The following is an 18693-nucleotide window of genomic DNA, read 5'->3' as shown; positions in this document are numbered from 1 at the left end:
TTCAAGCTTAGGAATTGAACATTGCGGTCAACTGGTTGCGGCTGTCCGTATAGTTCTCGCTCTGATGCATATCCTGCTGTAGAAAAGCTTCCAACTGCGGATAAAGCGCCATTGCTTCGTCCAGCAATGGGTCACTGCCCTTGACATAGGCACCCACGCTGATCAGGTCCCGGCTGCGCTGAAAACGGGAATAAAGCAGTTTGAACCGGCGCACCCGGGCCAAATCTTCCGGTGCAAGCAGTTCGGTAATTGCCCGACTGACAGAAGCTTCGATATCGATAGCAGGATAATGCCCTTGATCGGAAAGGCTGCGGGACAATACGACGTGACCGTCAAGAATGGCGCGTGCACTGTCCGCGATTGGATCCTGCTGGTCATCCCCCTCCACCAGTACGGTATAAAACGCGGTAATGGACCCGCCGCCTGCCTGGCCGTTGCCGGCACGCTCGACCAGTTGTGGCAGCTTGGCGAATACCGAGGGTGGGTAACCTTTGGTAGCTGGCGGCTCACCGATGGCCAAGGCAATTTCGCGTTGAGCCATGGCAAAGCGTGTTAGCGAATCCATGATCAACAGGACATGCTTGCCCTGATCGCGAAAATACTCGGCGATGGACGTAGCATAAGCCGCACCGTGCAGCCGCAACAATGGCGGCGTGTCAGCCGGCGCGGCTACCACTACAGAACGCGCCAACCCGGCGGGACCCAGGATGTTTTCGATGAATTCCTTTACCTCGCGACCGCGCTCGCCGATCAGGCCGACCACGATCACATCTGCGCTGGTAAAGCGCGCCATCATGCCGAGCAAAATACTCTTGCCGATACCGCTACCGGCAAAAAGACCCATGCGCTGCCCACGGCCGACAGTCAGCAAGGCATTGATAGCACGCACGCCAACATCCAGAACTTGCCGTATAGGGGCTCGACTAAGGGGATTGCAGGGACGACTGTGCAGCGGCACCCGGTGAGCCAGATTCAGCGGCCCAAGAAGATCCAGCGGGCGTCCGGCACCGTCAAGAATGCGCCCCAGTAACTCGTTGCCCACCTGAACCTGGCGCACACGGTCTTCGGAACGACGCCGTGTGTGAGGCGATCCACCCTGCCTGGAGACACGTTGCACCGGGGTATCCACCGGTGTCACCCGTGCCCCCGGCACCAGTCCGTACACATCGGTGGAGGGCATGAGAAACAATTTTTCACCGGAGAAACCGACCACTTCGGCATCCACATCATGCCCTTCAGGCAGATGAACGGTACAGCTACCGCCTACCGCAAGCCTCAGTCCTACCGCTTCCATCACCAGCCCGGCAACCCTAGTCAGACGACCAGTCAAGAGCCAAGGGCTGACGGCGGATACGGTCTCACTGCATTCCTGCAGGAAACCATTCCAGCGCTCAGAGGGAGATGTCATAATTTCCGCCCGGACGACCCATACGTCCCAACGGGACTATTCAAGCCATGCACCTTCTCTGCCAAGGGCGACGAGTATTCTTTTCCAGCGATTTTCCATGGTTGCGTCAATCTCGCTGTTCGTCGTTTCCACACGGCACCCGCCCCGCTCCACGCGGCTGTCTTCAATCAGCTTCCAATGAAAGTGATTCAGTTCGTCCGCCATCAGCGATCGCACCAGGGCCGCGTCTTCCGGATGCAATTTAAGGTGCGGATGCTGGCTGGCCTGAGGCAGGCTGTTCACCGCCTCGCGAATCACCGGCAGAACCAGCTCCGGTCGCACCCGTAAAGCTTCACGCAACATTTGCTTGGCGACATCCAGCGCCAGGGAAAGCAAGTTCTGTGTCAATGTTTCATCAAACTGGTTCAGAGCCCCACCCAGCGCCGACATCAGCTGATTCAGCCGCGCCAGCTCTTCATTGACCTTGTCCTTACCCTCTTTGTAACCGGCGGCGAATCCTTCCTGATAAGCCTGCTGATGGGTATTCTCGACCTCTTCGGCCGTCGGCAAAGGCACAGTTGTTCTTGCCGACCCATCCAGTGAATTCAGCTCCCAGCGCTGATAAGCACTCAATTGCTCCTTGGGAATGATATTGCTAGACAAAGCTTTCCTCTCCTGCACCACCGATCACAATCTGACCTTCGTCGGCCAGCTTGCGCACGATCTTGAGAATTTCCTTCTGCTCCGCCTCCACTTCACTGATTCGCACCGGACCCTTGGCCTCGAGATCATCGCGCAACATTTCAGCAGCCCGCTGCGACATGTTCTTGAATATTTTTTCGCGCAGCTCCTCGCTCGTGCCCTTGAGCGCGATAATCAGGGATTCGGACTGCACCTCTCGCAACAGCAACTGGATAGAGCGATCGTCGATATCGAGCAAGTTCTCGAAGACGAACATCTCATCCTGGATTTTCTGCGCCAGCTCGGGATCGTAATCGCGCACACTGGCTATGATCGAGGTTTCATTAGCGGTGCCGACGTAGTTCAAAATTTCTGCTGCTGCCCTAACACCGCCCATCACGCTTTTCTTGAGATTGCTGGCACCTGACAGCAACTTGGTCAGCACATCGTTCAATTCCTTCAGCGCAGAAGGCTGAATTCCGTCCAGCGTGGCAATACGCAGCACCACATCATTGCGCAGGCGCTCGGTAAAAAGACTCAGTATCTCACTGGCCTGATCCCGCTCAAGATGAACCAGGATGGTGGCAATAATCTGAGGGTGCTCATTCTTGATCAACTCAGCCACGGAAGCAGCATCCATCCACTTCAGGCCTTCTATGCCACTAGAATCGTCGCCGTGCAAGATACGTTCAATCAGGTTGGCCGCTTTATCCGAGCCTAGCGCCTTGGTCAGCACACTGCGAATATATTCATCGGAATCAGCCAAGCCGGCCTTTTCTCCCGCCTGGAACATGAAGTCATGCATCACCCGCTCCACTTGGACGCGGTTGACGCTATCCAGGGCTGCCATGGCAGTCCCGAGTTTCTGCACCTCCTTGGGGCTGAGATGTTTAAATACCTCAGCAGCCTCCTCCTCACCCAAGGCCATCAACAAAATGGCGCTTTTCACGACCCCATCTTCACTCATTGCCGCCTATCCAATCCTTGACTACAGTAGCCACCACTTTCGGCTCCTGACGCGCCAGGTCCTTGACTGACCGCAAGCGCTCCTCATACCCCAGGGTTGGAGCAATCGCAAATCCTTCGGCCTCTTCCTTATGAACCACTGGCGGAGGCGGAGTCGAGAGTTCCTTCAGCAGGGGGCGCAGCACCTTGAATACCAGGAAGAACACGATGCCGGCAATTAGCAGATTCTTGGCGATATCCTTGACCAGAGAAATTGTTGACGGATCTTTCCAGATTGGTGCAGCCGGAATTTCCTCCGTCATCTCGCTGCTGAATGAAGCATTCACCACATTGAGCGTGTCCCCACGGTCCTGTCTGTAACCCATGGCCTCCTTGACGAGATTGCTGATCTGCGTCATTTCTGCGCTAGTCAAAGGCTTGGCGCTAATCTTCCCATCTTTGCCCGTGGATTTCTTGTTATTCACCACGACAGCCACAGACAGGCGCTTGATGCTCCCTACTGGCGACTTGACATGCTTGATGGTCTTGTCCAGCTCGTAATTTACGGTCGACTCCTTATGTCCACCACCACCTGAAGGCTGGGCAGGCGCCGCAGCCACAGCCGTGGCTGCAGGCGCCGTAAGAGGTGCAGCAGCCGTGCCGGGAGGCTGGTTGGACAGGGCACCAGGCACGCCGCCCGCAACCTGTCCTGATCCAGCGGTGTTTTCATTGCTTTGTTGACTGCGAATTGCCGCCTCGGCAGGTACAGGATTGGGCCTGAAGGTTTCAGCAGTCTGCTCGGTCTGGGAGAAATCCAGCTCCGCAGCAACCTGTGCCCGCACATTTTCCATGCCGGTAATCGGGCTAAGAATACTTTCGATACGTTTAATAAAACTTTGTTCAACCTGACGTAAAAACTCCAGTTGACTCGGGTCGAGGCCCGCGCTCTCCTTACCCTCAGCCGCAGAGCTCAACAGGTTGCCGTTCTGATCAAGCACAGTCACATTCTTGACCGGCAAATCCGGCACACTGCTTGAAATCAGATGAACAATGCCATTAACCTGGGCCTTGTCCAGCGAACGCCCGGGAAGGAGGCCAACAAGCACGGAAGCGCTGGGATTTTTCTGCTCGCGGGTAAACACGGAAGGGCGCGGAATAGCGAGATGCACGCGCGCGCCCTGCACGGCAGAAAGAGACTGGATGGAACGGGTCAATTCCCCTTCCAGAGCACGTTGGTAATTCACCTGTTCGAGAAACTGACTGGTACCCAGCTTTTGGTTTTCCATCAGCTCGAAGCCGACCACACTACCTTTGGGAAGACCCTGTGATGCCAGGCGCAGACGCACGTCGTAAACCTGACTGGAAGCAACCAGGATGGCGCCACCCCCCTCCGCCATCTTGTAGGGTACGTTCATCTGCTGCAGGGAATTGATGATGGCCCCCCCATCCCGGTCGGAAAGGTTGCTGTAGAGGACGCGGTAGTCCGGCGTTTGCGACCACATCCAGGCACCGGAAACCAGCGCGATGGCAGCGGCCAGCGCCAGCATCAGCCCAATTTTTTGGCCGCCGGATAAACGGTTGAATTCTCTTAGACGGGCGAAAAGTGATTGCTGTGGTGCGACAGCCATATTATTTTACGCCTTGACTCCGAACTTGCGAGCGCTTGATCTTTGCCCCCGAACGAGGGAATACAGTAATGACTAGTGCAGCGCTTTGCATCCCTATCAAACTTGCATGCTCATGACTTCGTGGTAGGCCGACACCAGCTTGTTACGCACCTGCACCATGGTTTGAAAGGAAATATTGGCTTTCTGCAGAGAAACCATCACCTCCTGGAGATTCGCATTGGGATCGCCCAGTTCGAATGCTTTAGCCAGATTGGCAGTATCCTGCTGTGTAGCATTCACCTGTTCCAGCGAAGCCTTGAGCAGCGCCGCAAAATCCGGTCCTTCTGTCGATGCCGAAGCAGGCTCCTGGCCGGCAGCCAGAGACGAGGCAGCACGCAGCTGGCCAAGTAACTGGTCAATTCCCTGTGTAGTATTCATCGCTTTCAGGCCTCCAGCTCGAATTATAGCTGCTTATCCATTACGACGACCATTTATTGCTCGTCGCAGAATAAAAATAAAGCACATTTCATGCCCAATTTTGTTGTCATTGACCATTTTCTTCATTTTCTTCGCGGTACTGCTGCAGCTTGTAACGCAATGTGCGCTCGCTCATGCCCAGCTTTTCGGCAGCACGCTTGCGCGAACCGCTGACTGAAGCCAAGGTTTCCAGAATATGCGTCCGCTCCAGCGTTTTCATATCCACCGCTCCGCCTGCAGCAACCGCTTTTCCTGGTTGCGGCGCAGCCAGTTCGGATTTGGGCAGAAGCAAATACTCTGTTTCCAGCATATCGCCCGGAGACAAAATCATGGCACGCTGTATGACGTTTTCAAGCTCCCTGATGTTACCCGGCCAGGCATATCGCGTCAATTGCTCGGCAGTTGCAGCAGACAAGCCGATTCCGGGTCGGCCCAGCGCGCCGCCCAAGCGGCCAATAAGATGTCGAGCCAATGGCACGATATCCAGCGGATGCTCTCGCAATGGCGGCAATTCCAGGGGAAATACGTTGAGGCGATAATACAAATCCTCGCGGAAGTTGCCGCGAGCCACCACCTCGCCCATGTCGCGGTTGGAGGTGGCAATGATCCTGATATCGAGTGGAATCGCCTTATGCCCGCCGACACGCTCTACCTCGCGCTCCTGCAGCACCCGCAACAGCTTGGCTTGGAGCAGCATCGGCATTTCGGATACCTCATCCAGCAACAGGGTGCCGCCCTGCGCCTGCTCGAACTTGCCCGCATGGGACTGGGCGGCACCGGTGAAAGCGCCCTTTTCGTAACCGAATAAAGTGGATTCGAGCAGATTTTCCGGAATCGCCGCACAGTTTATGGCCACGAAGGGCTTGTCGGCACGAGGGCTGTGACGGTGGATGAAGCGCGCCATCACCTCCTTGCCGCAACCTGACTCGCCTGTGACCAGAATCGTCGCACTGGTAGCGGCAACCTTCCGCGCCAACCCCAGCAACTCGACCATGCGAGGATCCTCAGCCACCATTTCCGAGCCGTTCGCCGGTTGCGCAGAAAGCATATAGCGCGCCACCTCCGCCAACAGACTGTCCGGCTCGAATGGCTTGGTCAGGTAAGTGCACGCCCCTGCGCGCATCGCTTCCACCGCCTTATCGATCAAGCCATAGGCAGTCATCAGCAGCACCGGGACATAAGGGTAGGCTGACTTGATTTCGCGCAAAAGAGTATGGCCATCCATGGGGTGCATCTGCACATCCGTCACGACCAGGCCGACCCTTCGCTTTCCCAGCACCGCAAGCGCCGCCAGCCCATCGGAGGCGTCCAGCGTTTCGTAGCCGGCCAAACCCAGCGTGTCGCACAAGGCTTCACGCAGGTCCCGGTCATCCTCAACGATCAGGATAGGCAATGTTTTCATGGTTTCGCGATATAAAATTTTCTGGATTATAGCTTGGGTAGCCGCAGAATGAATTCGCTGCCGCAACCTGGCGACGACTTGACATGAATAGCTCCCCGATGCGCCTCGGCCACACCCCGCACAATCGCCAGCCCCAGACCCGTTCCATCAGCGCGGGTCGTATAGAATGGTTCAAACAGGCGCTCCTGGGTTGCCGCGTCAATGCCCCTGCCATTATCGGTTACAATAATCGACACCTGCCCATCATCCCCCGCTACACCCCTCAGGCTGACCTGCCCGCCTTCCGGGCAAGCCTGCATGGCATTCTCCAGCAGGTTAAGCAAGGCACCAGTCAAAGCCTTTCGACTACCCAGCACGGCGGCGCCCTGGCTATCATCCTCAATCCTGAAATTCAGACCACGCTCGATCATTTGCGGCTCCATGACCTGCTGCAGATCAAACAGCACGGAAGACACCTGAACCACATCCTGCCCCCCGCCCTCCCCTTTCACGAACGACAGCATGTCCTGGATCAGGTGCTCAAGGTGACGAAGACGCGCCAGCACTTTATCTGCAAAGCGGACCCGCTCGTTTTCAGGCAAATCAATCTTTTTCAAGTGAGAGGCGTAGAGCAGAGCGGTAGCAAGCGGTGTGCGCAACTGATGCGCCAACCCTGCCGCCATCTCCCCCATCGCGGACAGCCTCTGATGCCGCTGCAGCTCGCGCTGCATGGCGTAGGCTTCAGTCATGTCATGGATCAGCAGCACTTGCCCGCCGGCGGCGTCCAGAGGACTGCTGGACATACTGATCCGACGCGGCACAGCCCCGCTGACCGGTGCCAGATCCCATTCGTGCGGCACCACGGTCTGTGCCAGCACGCGCGCCGCGACCCCCTCCCAGGCATGTCCTACAAGAGATTCCCCCAGCAGTTCCAGGGCGGCTGGGTTCAGCTCGATAATAGTACCCTGCTGATCCAGCACAATTACGCCTGCCGGCATGGCGTAAAGCAGATGGGACAGACGCTGCGACAGCGCCTCCTTTTCCAGCAACTGCCGTCGCAATTCCACATTGGCGACTGCGAGCTCACCGGTCAGGCGCTCCACCTGCTGCTGCAATTCCTGGTAAGCGCCGGTAAGCTGCGCAGAAGCCTCGTTGAACAACGAAAATGCCTGCTCCAGCTCCTTCGGGTCTACCTGCTTGGGGGTATTCGACAATGCATTAAGCTCCATGGCAGGTTCATGCGGAAATCATACCGTAATTGATCCAGTCATTGTTGAACGGTTATACTTTGGAGCAGCTCCCGAGATCATTTACCTAGCACCGGAAAATCTCGTCTTGCTGCCCGGCTCAGCACCCAATGGCCGGAGATGATAGGACGACAAATTTGTATCAATAATCGTAAGCCCATTTAAATTACGCGCTGAAAACAGCGACTGTCCGGCCGATTTACAGAATGTCACTTAACAATATTGAGGTATGATACTGAAAAATATCCTGCCTGGAGGCCCGACCGAGGTTCGGGGTCAGGACTTTTCACGGAGAGCAACAACATGTCACAACTCTTAAAAAATATTGACGCCCGCACCAAGCTGGCCGGAACCAACAAGCTGGAGATACTACTGTTCACCCTAGGCACGGACAGCCGCACCGGCCGCAAGGAAACATTTGGCGTCAATGTTTTTAAGGTGCGAGAAGTCATGCGCGTGCCGGCGATCACCCACGCCCCGGACATGCCGCCCTCGGTTGAAGGCATGGTCAGCCTGCGCGGCGTCTTGGTACCGGTTGTCGACCTGGTCAAATACACCGGGGTAGAAACCGACCAAAAACCAGAAATCATGATTGTCACCGAGTACAACGGCCACACTCAGGGTTTTCTGGTAGAAGCGGTAGATACCATCCTGCGCCTCGACTGGTCGGCCATGCGCGTCCCACCCGACATGCTCACCGCGCAGATGGGGGGGCTGGTCACCGCAGTCACCGAACTGGCGGACAGCCGTCTGGTCATGATGATGGACGTGGAAAAAGTACTTTCTGAAACCAGCCGTTACGATGACGAATACCTGTTCAACAACATCAGACCCATTGAAGTGGAAAACCGCACCATCTTTTTTGCGGACGACTCATCCGTCGCCCGCAACCAGATCTCGCGCACCCTGGATGCCATGAACATCCGATACATCAGCGCCAACAACGGCAAACAGGCTTGGGAAGAACTGCAAAAAATCGCCACTCAGGCTGATGCAGCTCATGTACCGGTCACCAGTTTCATCCAGCTGATTCTCACCGACGTGGAAATGCCGGAAATGGACGGTTACGTACTCACTAAACACGTCAAGAGCGACTCTCGCTTTGCCGGCATTCCGGTCATCATGCATTCCTCCTTGAGCAGTGACGCCAACCAGCAACTTGGCCGGTCGGTCGGCGTGGACGACTATGTTCCGAAATTTGAACCACATAAGCTGGCGGCCACGCTCACCCAGTTGTTAAGTGCACCTCTTAAATAAATGGGGAATAGTATGGAAAAGAACAACCCACTCCTAGATTCGGTGGACGGCAGAACCAAACTGGCCGGCTCCAACAAGATGGAAATCCTGCTCTTCTCATTGGGCAGCGGAGAAATTTTCGGCATCAACGTATTCAAGGTACGTGAGGTCTGCCAGACTCCCAAAGTCACAAAATCCCCCAATATGCCAGATGGCGTCGAGGGCGTGATCTCCCTGCGCGGCAATATCATCCCGGTCATCGCGCTGGCCAAGATCATCCATCTGGACGAAGTACCGGAAGACACCGGGCGCACCATGATCGTCACAGAATTCAGCCGCCATACTCAGGGCTTCCTGGTGCATGATGTCGACCGCATCATTCGCGTCGATTGGGACAAGGTCAAACCCCCTCAAACCATGCTGGCCGGCAACGATGGCCTGATCACCGCGATCACTGAACTGCCAGATGGCAAACTGGTTTCAATTCTCGACGTTGAACAGATTCTGGCCAACGCGATTGGAATCGAACCCGTGCCCGACCTCGCCCCGGTCGAAACAGACACAGAACCAGCGATATTCTTTGCAGATGACTCCGCAATCGCGCGCAAGGAAATCGTCATGGTGCTGGACAAACTGGGAGTTAAATACCAGCAGGCCACCAACGGCCTTGAGGCATGGGAAAGGCTGCAGAATATGGCCGCCCGTTCCCAGCATGATGGCTCCACAGTGTATGACCAGATCAAGGTCATACTCGTAGATGCGGAAATGCCGGAAATGGATGGTTATGTCCTGACGAAAAACATTAAATCCGACCGGCGATTCGAAGGCATCCCGGTTGTCATGCACTCCTCCCTTTCGTCGGAAGCCAACCGAGACATGGGCAAACGTGTCGGCGTAGATGCCTATGTCGCCAAGTTCGACCCGGCCGTTCTGGCCGACACTTTACGTCCCCTGTTACTCAGATAGACAGTCCGATGAAGCACAACCAATTCAGGCTAAAGCCCTAAACTTCACCATGACATCGTACAATGGCGAGATGAGCACAAAACATACACCCCGCGGAGTAGTCCATGGCCGATAAGAACATGAAATTCCTGATCGTCGATGATTTTTCGACAATGAGAAGGATCATACGCAATCTACTGAAAGAGCTGGAATTCACCAACGCTGACGAAGCCGAAGATGGTGTAGCCGCACTCGCCAAGCTGCGCGGCGGCAATTTCGATTTCGTGGTCAGTGACTGGAACATGCCCAACATGACCGGTATCGAACTACTCCAGGCTATCCGTGCAGATGACACGCTGAAGCACTTGCCAGTATTAATGGTGACCGCCGAAGCCAAGAAGGAAAATATCATCGCGGCGGCTCAAGCCGGCGCCAGCGGCTATGTCGTCAAACCTTTTACGGCTGCCGTACTGGAAGAGAAGCTAAATAAAATTTTTGAGAAAATGGGTAAATGATTAAGGAGACGCTCGGTGAGTAACGTTACTTCAGGCAGCGGGGATTCCGACGATCTGGAAGCCCTGTTCGATAGCATTGTCATGGCTGGCAGCACACAACCAGCCGCATCCGAAACAAAACAGTACACCTCTAACTCAGCAACGGAACTGGCAACAGAGCCCGACGACGAGAGCCTGTTCTCGCAAATCGGCCACTTGACGCGCAAGCTGCACGATACGCTACGTGAACTGGGGTATGACAAAAAACTGGCGGAAACAGTAGATGCCATACCCGACACGCGCGAACGCCTCGCCTATATTGCGACCATGACGCAACAAGCGGCGGAACGTGCACTAACCGCCACCGAAGTCGCACAGCCCATTCAGGAAAAACTCGAAGCGGGTGCGATAGGACTCAGCTCCAAATGGCAGCGCCTGTTCGATAATCAGCTCAGCCTGGAAGAGTTCAAACAACTGGCGGAAGAAACCCGCAGCTACCTGAAAGAAGTCCCCAGCCAGACCAAGGCAACCAATGCCCAACTCATGGAAATCATGATGGCGCAGGATTTTCAGGACCTGACCGGCCAGGTAATCAAAAAGGTCATCGATATGGCCCATCAAATGGAACGGGACATGCTGCAATTGCTGCTGGCGACGACACCTGCCGAGAAGAAAACCGAAATGGATGCCGGCTTGCTGAACGGGCCGGTAATCAATGCAAAAGGCAGAGCTGACGTGGTGACCAGCCAAGTCCAGGTCGACGATCTGCTCGAAAGCCTGGGCTTTTAATCCAATACGCAATTAAACTCAGTAGCCTGGAGAAACCATGAGCCACTTCGCCGGAATGGAAGAGTTACTACAGGATTTTCTGACAGAAGCGGGCGAGCTGCTGTCTGATGTAGACAACAAATTAGTCGAACTGGAAAAACGCCCCAGTGACAAGGCGTTGCTAAACGATATTTTCCGCGGCTTCCACACGATTAAGGGTGGCGCCGGCTTCCTCAACGTCAACGATCTGGTCGAGCTGTGCCACCGCACCGAAAACCTGTTCGACAAGTTGCGCACCGGCGAACTGACCCTGACCGCCGAGATCATGGATGTCATCATGAACGCAACCGGCGTGGTACGCACCATGTTCGGCTCGCTCGCCCAGTCGCAGCTACCGGATGCGGCGGAGGCCGTTCTTCTGAAAGCACTGGACTGCGTTCTGGCTGGCGAAAAGGTGGTGCTGGCGGCTCTTGCCACAACAGCCGAGCCAGCCAACGCAGACCAGGCCGCCATCCAGGAATCCGGCGGTCCGGATTGGCAGGCTTTATACCACACTGTCACCGGCACGCCAGCAGAAAGCATAACCGCACCCCATGAAGTCACCCTCCCCATGGAAATTGCACCGGTTATCCATGCCGCAGCCCAGGTCAACCTTGCGCCCCGCGCCAAGGCGCCATCTGCCCAGCAGCCTGCCGCCAAAGAAACCACCATCCGCGTAGACACATCGCGGCTGGACATGGTGCTCAACCTTTCCGGCGAAATTGGTCTCACCAAAAACCGTCTTACCTGCCTGCGCGCGAATATCCTCCAGGGAAAGACCGATGGAGATACCCTCAAGGCACTGGACGAAGCCGTCAGCCACCTGGACCTTTTGGTGGGCGACCTGCAAAACGCAGTAATGAAAACTCGGATGCAACCGATTGGCAGGCTGTTCCAGAAATATCCACGCTTGGCGCGCGACCTTGCCCGGCAACTGGGGAAAGACGTCGAACTGCTGATCGTGGGTGAAGAAACCGAAATCGACAAAACCATGATCGAGGATCTTAACGATCCTATCGTCCATCTGGTGCGCAACGCGGTGGACCATGGTGTGGAAAGCACGCAAGAACGCGTCGCCGCAGGCAAGCCAACCAAGAGCCTGGTGAAGCTTTCCGCCATGCAATCAGGCGATCACATCGTTATCGAGATCGCCGATGACGGCAAAGGCATGCGGCCCGATACTATACGCCGCAAGGCTATCGAAAAAGGGCTGATCGATGCTGAAGCAGCAAACACACTGGATGACAGACAGTCTCTTCACCTGATCTTCCTGCCCGGCTTTTCGACCAAGGACGAGATTTCAGACGTTTCTGGACGGGGTGTCGGGATGGACGTCGTGCGCACCAACATCCAGAAACTGAACGGTCGGATTGACATCAATTCAGTCGTCGGCCACGGCACAACCATTACCATCTCCCTGCCGCTGACCCTGGCCATTCTCCCTGTACTGGTGGTACGCCTGGGTGAACAGCCTTTTGCCGTACCACTTTCCATGGTACGTGAAATCATCCCGATCCGCCCCGAAGAAATCCAGCGTGTTTCAGGCCGAGCAACCATGGTGGTGCGCGACGAGGTCTTACCAGTGCGGTCCCTGGCCAGCCTGATCGGCTGGCCGCAGGAAGGCATGCCATCCTTCGGTGTCCTGATGCAGGCCACCGCCACCAACTTTATCCTGGCTATTGACGGCTTCATCGGCAGGGATGACGTGGTCATCAAGCCGCTGCATGACATCAAACCCAAGGGCATCGCAGGCGCCACCCTGTCCGGTGATGGCTTGGTGGTGCTGGTGCTGGATATCGAGGAGCTGCTGGAAATGAGCACCGAGGTCACTCATGCATCGATGTTTTCCGCGTAAGGGCTAGAATTCCAATGCAAGATCACGTCTATCTCGCCCGCCAGCCTATCGTTGACAACCAACAAAAGATCGTTGGGTATGAACTTCTGTTCCGCCGTAGCGCGGAAGCCACCCATGCCAGCTTCACTGATGACCATCTGGCCACTTCCAAGGTGCTAGCCAACATCCTCAGCAACATGGGGGCGGAATGGCTGCTGGGCGACAAACTGGCCTTCGTCAATGCCTCCACCTCCATGCTGATGAGCGATTTCCTCGAACTGCTACCGGTCAACCGGGCAGTGCTGGAAGTTCTGGAAACCACTCATGCGACTCCAGAATTGCTGGCGCGCTGCCACGAACTCCGTACACTGGGATACCGCCTGGCCCTGGATGACTTTGAGCTGACGCCGGAAAGCGCCCCGCTGCTGGCAATCGCGAACTTCATCAAACTGGATGTCCAGAAGCTGAATTCCAAAGGCCAACTGGAGGCCCATGTTCGTGCCTTGGAAAAGCACCCAGCCCAGCTGATTGCGGAAAAGGTCGAAACCAAAAGCGAACACAATAATTGCAAAAAATTGGGTTTCGCCTATTACCAGGGCTATTATTTCGCCCACCCGGAAACGCTAAGCGCCAAGGTTATCCATCCCGCCTACGCCGTCGTACTTGAACTGCTCAACAAGGTGCGCAACAATGCGGAAATCAAGGATATTGAATCTTCATTCAAGCGCGACGTAGCCCTTTCTTTCAAGCTGTTGCGCTACATCAATTCTGTCGGCTTTGGCCTGTCCTGCGAAATCCAGTCATTGCGCCATGCACTGGCGATTCTCGGTTATCAGCAACTGTACCGCTGGCTGACCCTGCTGCTTGTCACTGCAGGGGAAGGCAGCACCTCTCCTGCCCTGATGAAAACAGCCGTCACCCGCGGCCGCCTGACTGAGCTATTGGGCAAGGATATGCTGGAAGCAGCCGATCGCGACAACCTGTTTATCGTTGGAGTGTTCTCTCTGCTCGATGCCATGCTGGAAATGCCCATGGAAGAGGTGCTGGACAAGCTCTCTCTGCCGGAAACGATTTCCGATGCACTGCTGACCCGGCAAGGCCTCTACGGCCCTTTCCTGGATCTGGCAGTAGCCTGCGAGGAAGGGGATACCGACCACATTGAAAAACTGGCGTTTTCCCTGCAACTGGAGCCGGACAAGATCAACCAGGCCCACCTTTCCGCCTTGGCCTGGGTGGAAACCCTGGGAATTTAACAAGTAAAGTTGCGGGAAAATCAAACTTCCCCGCAACAAGTTTAAAAGCTCATAGGGCAGCCGATTCGCGGCGGGCACCCGCCTCGTTCATGCGATCCAGATATTGCTTCCAAAGCGCTTCCTGGCGGACGCCCAAGTCATGCAGGTAATCCCATGAGTACAGGCCGCTATCATGGCCATCCGAAAAAACCAGCTGTACGGCATAACTGCCCACCGGCTGAACATCGGTAATTTCTACATTCTTCTTGCCCACCTGCAATACTTCCTGCCCCGGGCCGTGGCCGCGCACCTCGGCAGAAGGCGAATAAACCCTCAGGAATTCGCAAGGCAGCTCAAAACGCTGCCCATCGGAAAACGCAATCTCCAGCATGCGCGATTTCTGGTGAAGCTTGATTTCCGTTGGCATCGGCGTTTTACTATCCAATCCTGCCATATTCATTCCTTTCGATAATTCAATTCAGTAGTCACGATAAGCGAAAAATCCAGATTCTAGATGGGGGAGAACAAACAGGATTTCAAGTCTGCGAACCACAAGGAAAACCATCCAATCGAATCATTCCTGGCTATTTACTGCCATTCCCTCCCACCGCGGCAAGCAGCTTATCCATCCAGCCATCAGGCAAAATCCGCTTTAGTGTGGCGAACAGGTGGGTAGGAACGGTCACGTGGTAGCGAATTTTTGGATGACTGCTCTCCAAAGCATGAATAACCTTGTCCAGCACCGCCCCGGGCGGAAGCGTAAACGGCACGGCTGCACCCTGCTTGACCAGACGGCGTTCCATGGCCAGGTACTTCTCGCGGTGGACACTGTGTTCCACATCGATATTGCGCTTGTAGACCTCAAATGAATTCGCCCGAAAACGACTCTCGATCGGTCCCGGTTCAACCAGGGAAACATGGATGCCGCTGCCGCGAAGCTCCAGCCGCAGCGTATCTGCGATTCCTTCCAGCGCGTATTTGCTGGCGATGTAGGCGCCCCGGTAAGGCAAAGCAACTAACCCCAGCACCGAGCTGTTCATAATAATGCGTCCGTGGCCCTGGGCGCGCATCACCGGTATCACCAGATTGGTCAACTCAACCGTGCCGAACAGGTTGGCCTCGAACTGTTCGCGCAATACCTCACGCCGCAGGTCCTCCACCGCTCCAGGCTGGCCGTAAGCGCCATTGTTGAACAGGGCATCAAGTTGCCCGCCACTGCGCGCCAGAACCTCATCCATCGCACGATGAATGGAAACGGAATCTGCCAGATCAAGCTGCACGCTTTCCAGGCCGTCAGCCTCAAGCGACCGAACGTCCTCCGCCTTGCGGGCCGAGGCAAAGACACGGTAACCGCGCTTTGCCAGTCCTGCGGCAACGCAGCGTCCAATTCCGCTGGAACAGCCTGTGATCAGGATATTTTGAGTGATCATGACGTGCTCATATTATGAGCATCAATCATATTCACTGCCATTCCAAAGGAATATATTGACAACACTATCATTTCTCCATCAAAGTTATAACAAATCAACAATATTCAACGTGAAGACTCATGCTACCAACCCTAGAGAACACTCTGGAAAAAATCTCCGAGCTGGAAAGCCGCATTGCCAGGCTGGAAAGAATGGTCATTGGCAGCAGTGAGCCCGCCGTCAACCCGCATACCCCAACCCTTTCAACCTTACTATCCGGCAATGGCGAGACAGCCTTCCCTCAACTCAATGCGGGTTTAGCGAAGGTGGATGTGGAAATAAAAATGGCGGCCGACACCAAACCCAGCCAACCTGAAATCATCCACATCGAATCCGCTCTCGAAACAGTCTTTCCTAATATCGCGGAGAATCTTACTCTGGTTTGGGGCAACCCGGAATGCGAGGACTACCTCAACAAGCTGATGATCAATAATCGCAGCAACCGCCAGGGCTTCAGCCTGGATGTCATGAGTGAACTGATGCTACTGCTGGATATTACAGAACGTGAACACCCTGACATATGGGCAGATTCCATAAAAATCGGTGACTAGCGTTAAGCCGTGAAATGTGCGGCCGGAAACCAAGCTGACAGCAACCAGACTCAACCCATACCAAAAGGGTATATTGGCAACACTGGCCACCCCTAAAATAAAGTTTCAAATAACAACAACATTCAAAACGGAGGCACGTATGCTATTAACCCCGGAAACCCCCCAGGAAATAGCTATCGAACCGGAAAGCCGCATTGATATGCTGGCGGGAAGGATCATCGATAGCAGCGGTCCCGGCAACAGCAAAGCCCCCCTGCCTCGACTCAATGCGGGATTGGCGAGAGAAACTGCCAGAATCATACCTACCCTGCCGGAAACAAACCCCAGCCTATCCTCCATAGAAGCTGATTTTCCCCATATTGCAAATAAACTCACCCTGGTTTGGGGCTATCCGGAGTGCTTCTCATACCTCAGTGAACTGATCATCGACAATCGTGGCAACCGTAAGGGCTTCGATCTGGATATTATGGGAGATTTGATGCTGCTCTTAAAAATCACGGAACAGGCACCCCCTGATCAGTGGGCAGGAGCCCCAAGTAAGCATCGCTAGATCTGTGACACTCATCCAAGCACAGCATATCTTGCACGCTTCATGACCCGGATAGTTCCTACACTAGTAAATCATTGATACAATGAGTTACTGAAAATAACATCGGATACTGTAATAATGCGTGCAAACTTTCTCAAGCTCCCGACCGTGATGCTATTAAGCCTTGCCCTCCTCGGCTGCGCCACTAACGGTGACCCGCGCGATCCTCTGGAACCGCTCAACCGCGGCATCTACAAATTCAATGATGTGGTGGACAAAGCGGTGCTCAAACCGGTTGCCACAGGGTATAAGGAAACCATGCCTGAACCGGTGCGCACCGCCGTGGGCAATTTCTTTTCCAATCTGGATGACGTACTGGTGCTGCTCAACGACCTGCTCCAATTCAAACTCGAACGTGCCGCCACTGATTTCAGTCGTCTGATCTGGAACACTACGGTCGGTATTGCCGGCCTTATCGACGTCGCTACTCCGATGGACCTGGCCAAACATAACGAAGACTTCGGACAAACACTGGGATATTGGGGCGTCGGCAACGGGCCCTATCTGGTGCTGCCACTCCTTGGCCCCAGCACCCTGCGAGACGCCGTTGGAACAGCAGTAGATGCCCATTTCGACCCGGTGGTGCAGCACTCACCGATTCCCGAGCGCAATTCGGCAATTGCCATCCACTCCGTGGATACCCGTGCGCGCCTGCTTGACACGGAGGAAATTCTGGACGAAGCAGCTCTCGACCGTTATGTTTTCCTGCGAGATGCCTATCTGCAGCGGCGGCGTGGTTTAGTCTATGACGGCAATCCGCCACGGGAGAAGTTCGAGGATTATGATGATCCCGCTCCTGCCGCCCCAACCTCGACCCACCCCTGAACTCCGGATTCTCCGCGCATAGTGGGGCTGCGAACAGCCGCCCCTAGAAATTAGCCACCTCTACCTCAAGGTAAGCGCGGCTGATATTCGCGCCCATGTTAACTTCATATTCCTTGAGTTTTTTCCATTCTGAAAGATCTAGCGTATTACGAATTTCGCTATCGCTTAGGCCTTTCTTGTACCCGGCCTCCACGCCGGCATAGAAACCGGCCAGGAGCTTGTGCAATTTGACCACGTCTGCCATGGTCATCAATGGTCCATGGCCTGGCACGATGGTGGCGGCTTTGAAATCCTGTGCCTTGGCAAGAGCCGCTATCCAATTGCGAATATGACCGTCGCGCATCACCGGCGTTGTGGTATTAACCAGAATATCTCCGCCGATCAGCACCTTATCGTCTGGCAGATAAACCATCATGTCGCCCGGCGTATGTGAACCACGCGGCACCCACAACCGCATTTTCACGCCTTGAAGGTTGCGATCACTGGTGCTATCTTCCTGGAAGGTAACCATAGCCGGTACCGGGCGTGTGCCGGGAAACTTCCGGCCAACCAGGCTTTCCATGATCTGCACCCATTCCTCGCCGGTTTTCGAAACCAGCGCCCTGCACTGTTCAGAACTGAGGATTTCTGCGCCCTTGAAGGCGATGTTGCCGAGCACATGATCGCCGTGGTGATGGGTATTAATGATATGGGTAACCGGCTTGGGCGTGATTTTGGCAATCGCTTTCGCCAAGTGTTGGCCGACCTCGTCCGTGCCGCCGCTATCCACCAGAATCACGCCCTGGTCACCAACAATCACAGTGCTGTTCACCATGTAACCCTGGTTGTGCTGGCTCGGCAAACCCATCGGGCCGAGTAAGGCGTATACCCGCTCGTTAATCTTCACGACCTTGGGCTCGGGAATTTGTGTCTGGGCATATGCCGCATTAGAAAAAATCAGGATAAGTAAGGTCCAGCAAACGCGGCTCATGATTTCTCCTTAGTAC

At 55.1% G+C, this 18693-nt stretch carries 19 protein-coding genes; 9 read left to right on the top strand and 10 right to left on the bottom strand.

Features of this window, described 5'->3' with window-relative positions; genetic code table 11:
* Positions 1–7 precede the first annotated feature (7 nt).
* The 7 genes from fliI to SCT_RS14640 form a co-directional block, all read right to left on the bottom strand.
* On the bottom strand, positions 8–1408 hold the full coding sequence (gene fliI, locus SCT_RS14670; RefSeq protein ID WP_059424441.1) for a flagellar protein export ATPase FliI: 1401 nt from the start codon (positions 1406–1408) through the stop codon (positions 8–10).
* Positions 1409–1444: 36 nt separating this feature from the next.
* Positions 1445–2050, bottom strand: a complete 606-nt coding sequence (locus tag SCT_RS14665) for a flagellar assembly protein FliH (protein WP_059424439.1) — start codon at positions 2048–2050, stop codon at positions 1445–1447.
* The gene (fliG, locus tag SCT_RS14660) at positions 2043–3035 is read right to left on the bottom strand and encodes a flagellar motor switch protein FliG (protein ID WP_059424437.1); all 993 of its coding nucleotides are present in this window, start codon (positions 3033–3035) and stop codon (positions 2043–2045) included. Before fliG ends, SCT_RS14665 begins: the two co-directional genes overlap by 8 nt.
* Positions 3028–4641, bottom strand: a complete 1614-nt coding sequence (gene fliF / locus SCT_RS14655; RefSeq protein ID WP_059424435.1) for a flagellar basal-body MS-ring/collar protein FliF — start codon at positions 4639–4641, stop codon at positions 3028–3030. The genes fliG and fliF overlap by 8 nt, the downstream gene beginning before the upstream one ends.
* Before the next feature lie 96 nt (positions 4642–4737).
* A complete protein-coding gene (fliE, locus tag SCT_RS14650) occupies positions 4738–5058 on the bottom strand; it encodes a flagellar hook-basal body complex protein FliE (RefSeq protein ID WP_059424432.1) in 321 nt (106 codons plus the stop codon).
* A gap of 106 nt (positions 5059–5164) precedes the next feature.
* Entirely contained in the window at positions 5165–6499 is a 1335-nt protein-coding gene (locus tag SCT_RS14645) for a sigma-54 dependent transcriptional regulator (RefSeq protein WP_059424429.1), read from the bottom strand.
* A 26-nt stretch (positions 6500–6525) separates the two neighbouring features.
* A complete protein-coding gene (locus tag SCT_RS14640) occupies positions 6526–7707 on the bottom strand; it encodes a PAS domain-containing sensor histidine kinase (RefSeq protein ID WP_059424427.1) in 1182 nt (393 codons plus the stop codon).
* Between the two features lie 321 nt (positions 7708–8028).
* Here SCT_RS14640 and SCT_RS14635 point away from each other — a divergent pair, with 321 nt between their 5' ends.
* The 6 genes from SCT_RS14635 to SCT_RS14610 all read left to right on the top strand — a co-directional run bounded on the left by SCT_RS14635 (position 8029) and on the right by SCT_RS14610 (position 14294).
* Positions 8029–8982 carry a chemotaxis protein gene (locus tag SCT_RS14635; RefSeq protein WP_059424425.1) on the top strand — a complete coding sequence of 318 codons (954 nt, stop codon included), beginning with the start codon at positions 8029–8031 and terminating at the stop codon, positions 8980–8982.
* A gap of 12 nt (positions 8983–8994) precedes the next feature.
* Positions 8995–9927 (top strand): chemotaxis protein, encoded by a 933-nt coding sequence (locus tag SCT_RS14630; protein WP_059424423.1) that lies wholly within the window; start codon positions 8995–8997, stop codon positions 9925–9927.
* Positions 9928–10031: 104 nt separating this feature from the next.
* Positions 10032–10421, top strand: a complete 390-nt coding sequence (gene cheY / locus SCT_RS14625) for a chemotaxis response regulator CheY (protein WP_059424421.1) — start codon at positions 10032–10034, stop codon at positions 10419–10421.
* A gap of 15 nt (positions 10422–10436) precedes the next feature.
* The gene (gene cheZ, locus SCT_RS14620; RefSeq protein WP_059424417.1) at positions 10437–11189 is read left to right on the top strand and encodes a protein phosphatase CheZ; all 753 of its coding nucleotides are present in this window, start codon (positions 10437–10439) and stop codon (positions 11187–11189) included.
* 37 nt (positions 11190–11226) lie between these two features.
* Positions 11227–13062, top strand: a complete 1836-nt coding sequence (locus SCT_RS14615; protein WP_059424415.1) for a chemotaxis protein CheA — start codon at positions 11227–11229, stop codon at positions 13060–13062.
* A gap of 14 nt (positions 13063–13076) precedes the next feature.
* Positions 13077–14294 (top strand): EAL and HDOD domain-containing protein, encoded by a 1218-nt coding sequence (locus SCT_RS14610; RefSeq protein WP_059424413.1) that lies wholly within the window; start codon positions 13077–13079, stop codon positions 14292–14294.
* 49 nt (positions 14295–14343) lie between these two features.
* Here the strand turns inward: SCT_RS14610 and SCT_RS14605 are convergent, their stop codons facing one another.
* Positions 14344–14727 (bottom strand): gamma-butyrobetaine hydroxylase-like domain-containing protein, encoded by a 384-nt coding sequence (locus SCT_RS14605; protein WP_059424411.1) that lies wholly within the window; start codon positions 14725–14727, stop codon positions 14344–14346.
* 130 nt (positions 14728–14857) lie between these two features.
* Entirely contained in the window at positions 14858–15703 is an 846-nt protein-coding gene (locus SCT_RS14600) for an SDR family oxidoreductase (protein ID WP_059424409.1), read from the bottom strand.
* A 119-nt stretch (positions 15704–15822) separates the two neighbouring features.
* Between SCT_RS14600 and SCT_RS14595 the strand changes: the two genes are divergently transcribed.
* The 3 genes from SCT_RS14595 (at position 15823) to SCT_RS14585 (ending at position 17707) form a co-directional block, all read left to right on the top strand.
* Positions 15823–16293 (top strand): hypothetical protein, encoded by a 471-nt coding sequence (locus tag SCT_RS14595; RefSeq protein ID WP_059424408.1) that lies wholly within the window; start codon positions 15823–15825, stop codon positions 16291–16293.
* Positions 16294–16309: 16 nt separating this feature from the next.
* Positions 16310–16843 carry a hypothetical protein gene (locus tag SCT_RS14590; protein WP_159107917.1) on the top strand — a complete coding sequence of 178 codons (534 nt, stop codon included), beginning with the start codon at positions 16310–16312 and terminating at the stop codon, positions 16841–16843.
* Between the two features lie 117 nt (positions 16844–16960).
* Positions 16961–17707 carry a VacJ family lipoprotein gene (locus SCT_RS14585; protein WP_059424405.1) on the top strand — a complete coding sequence of 249 codons (747 nt, stop codon included), beginning with the start codon at positions 16961–16963 and terminating at the stop codon, positions 17705–17707.
* A gap of 43 nt (positions 17708–17750) precedes the next feature.
* Here SCT_RS14585 and SCT_RS14580 read toward each other — a convergent pair whose 3' ends face one another.
* A complete protein-coding gene (locus SCT_RS14580) occupies positions 17751–18677 on the bottom strand; it encodes an MBL fold metallo-hydrolase (protein WP_059424404.1) in 927 nt (308 codons plus the stop codon).
* Between the last annotated feature and the right edge of the window lie 16 nt (positions 18678–18693).

This window comes from Sulfuricella sp. T08 (assembly GCF_000971475.1).
Lineage (GTDB): Bacteria > Pseudomonadota > Gammaproteobacteria > Burkholderiales > Sulfuricellaceae > Sulfuricella.
Note: the sequence above shows the minus strand (reverse complement) of the source record. Positions and strands in the feature narration are given on the sequence as shown.

Excerpts from the sequence above, each read along its gene's own strand:
- fliI (WP_059424441.1), bottom strand. The coding sequence starts at position 1,408 with ATGACATCTCCCTCTGAGCGCTGGAATGGTTTCCTGCAGGAATGCAGT.
- SCT_RS14580 (WP_059424404.1), bottom strand. The coding sequence starts at position 18,677 with ATGAGCCGCGTTTGCTGGACCTTACTTATCCTGATTTTTTCTAATGCG.
- SCT_RS14595 (WP_059424408.1), top strand. The coding sequence starts at position 15,823 with ATGCTACCAACCCTAGAGAACACTCTGGAAAAAATCTCCGAGCTGGAA.
- fliE (WP_059424432.1), bottom strand. The coding sequence starts at position 5,058 with ATGAATACTACACAGGGAATTGACCAGTTACTTGGCCAGCTGCGTGCT.
- SCT_RS14615 (WP_059424415.1), top strand. The coding sequence starts at position 11,227 with ATGAGCCACTTCGCCGGAATGGAAGAGTTACTACAGGATTTTCTGACA.
- SCT_RS14610 (WP_059424413.1), top strand. The coding sequence starts at position 13,077 with ATGCAAGATCACGTCTATCTCGCCCGCCAGCCTATCGTTGACAACCAA.
- SCT_RS14635 (WP_059424425.1), top strand. The coding sequence starts at position 8,029 with ATGTCACAACTCTTAAAAAATATTGACGCCCGCACCAAGCTGGCCGGA.
- fliF (WP_059424435.1), bottom strand. The coding sequence starts at position 4,641 with ATGGCTGTCGCACCACAGCAATCACTTTTCGCCCGTCTAAGAGAATTC.
- SCT_RS14640 (WP_059424427.1), bottom strand. The coding sequence starts at position 7,707 with ATGGAGCTTAATGCATTGTCGAATACCCCCAAGCAGGTAGACCCGAAG.
- SCT_RS14605 (WP_059424411.1), bottom strand. The coding sequence starts at position 14,727 with ATGGCAGGATTGGATAGTAAAACGCCGATGCCAACGGAAATCAAGCTT.
- cheY (WP_059424421.1), top strand. The coding sequence starts at position 10,032 with ATGGCCGATAAGAACATGAAATTCCTGATCGTCGATGATTTTTCGACA.
- SCT_RS14585 (WP_059424405.1), top strand. The coding sequence starts at position 16,961 with ATGCGTGCAAACTTTCTCAAGCTCCCGACCGTGATGCTATTAAGCCTT.
- fliG (WP_059424437.1), bottom strand. The coding sequence starts at position 3,035 with ATGAGTGAAGATGGGGTCGTGAAAAGCGCCATTTTGTTGATGGCCTTG.
- SCT_RS14630 (WP_059424423.1), top strand. The coding sequence starts at position 8,995 with ATGGAAAAGAACAACCCACTCCTAGATTCGGTGGACGGCAGAACCAAA.
- SCT_RS14645 (WP_059424429.1), bottom strand. The coding sequence starts at position 6,499 with ATGAAAACATTGCCTATCCTGATCGTTGAGGATGACCGGGACCTGCGT.
- SCT_RS14600 (WP_059424409.1), bottom strand. The coding sequence starts at position 15,703 with ATGATCACTCAAAATATCCTGATCACAGGCTGTTCCAGCGGAATTGGA.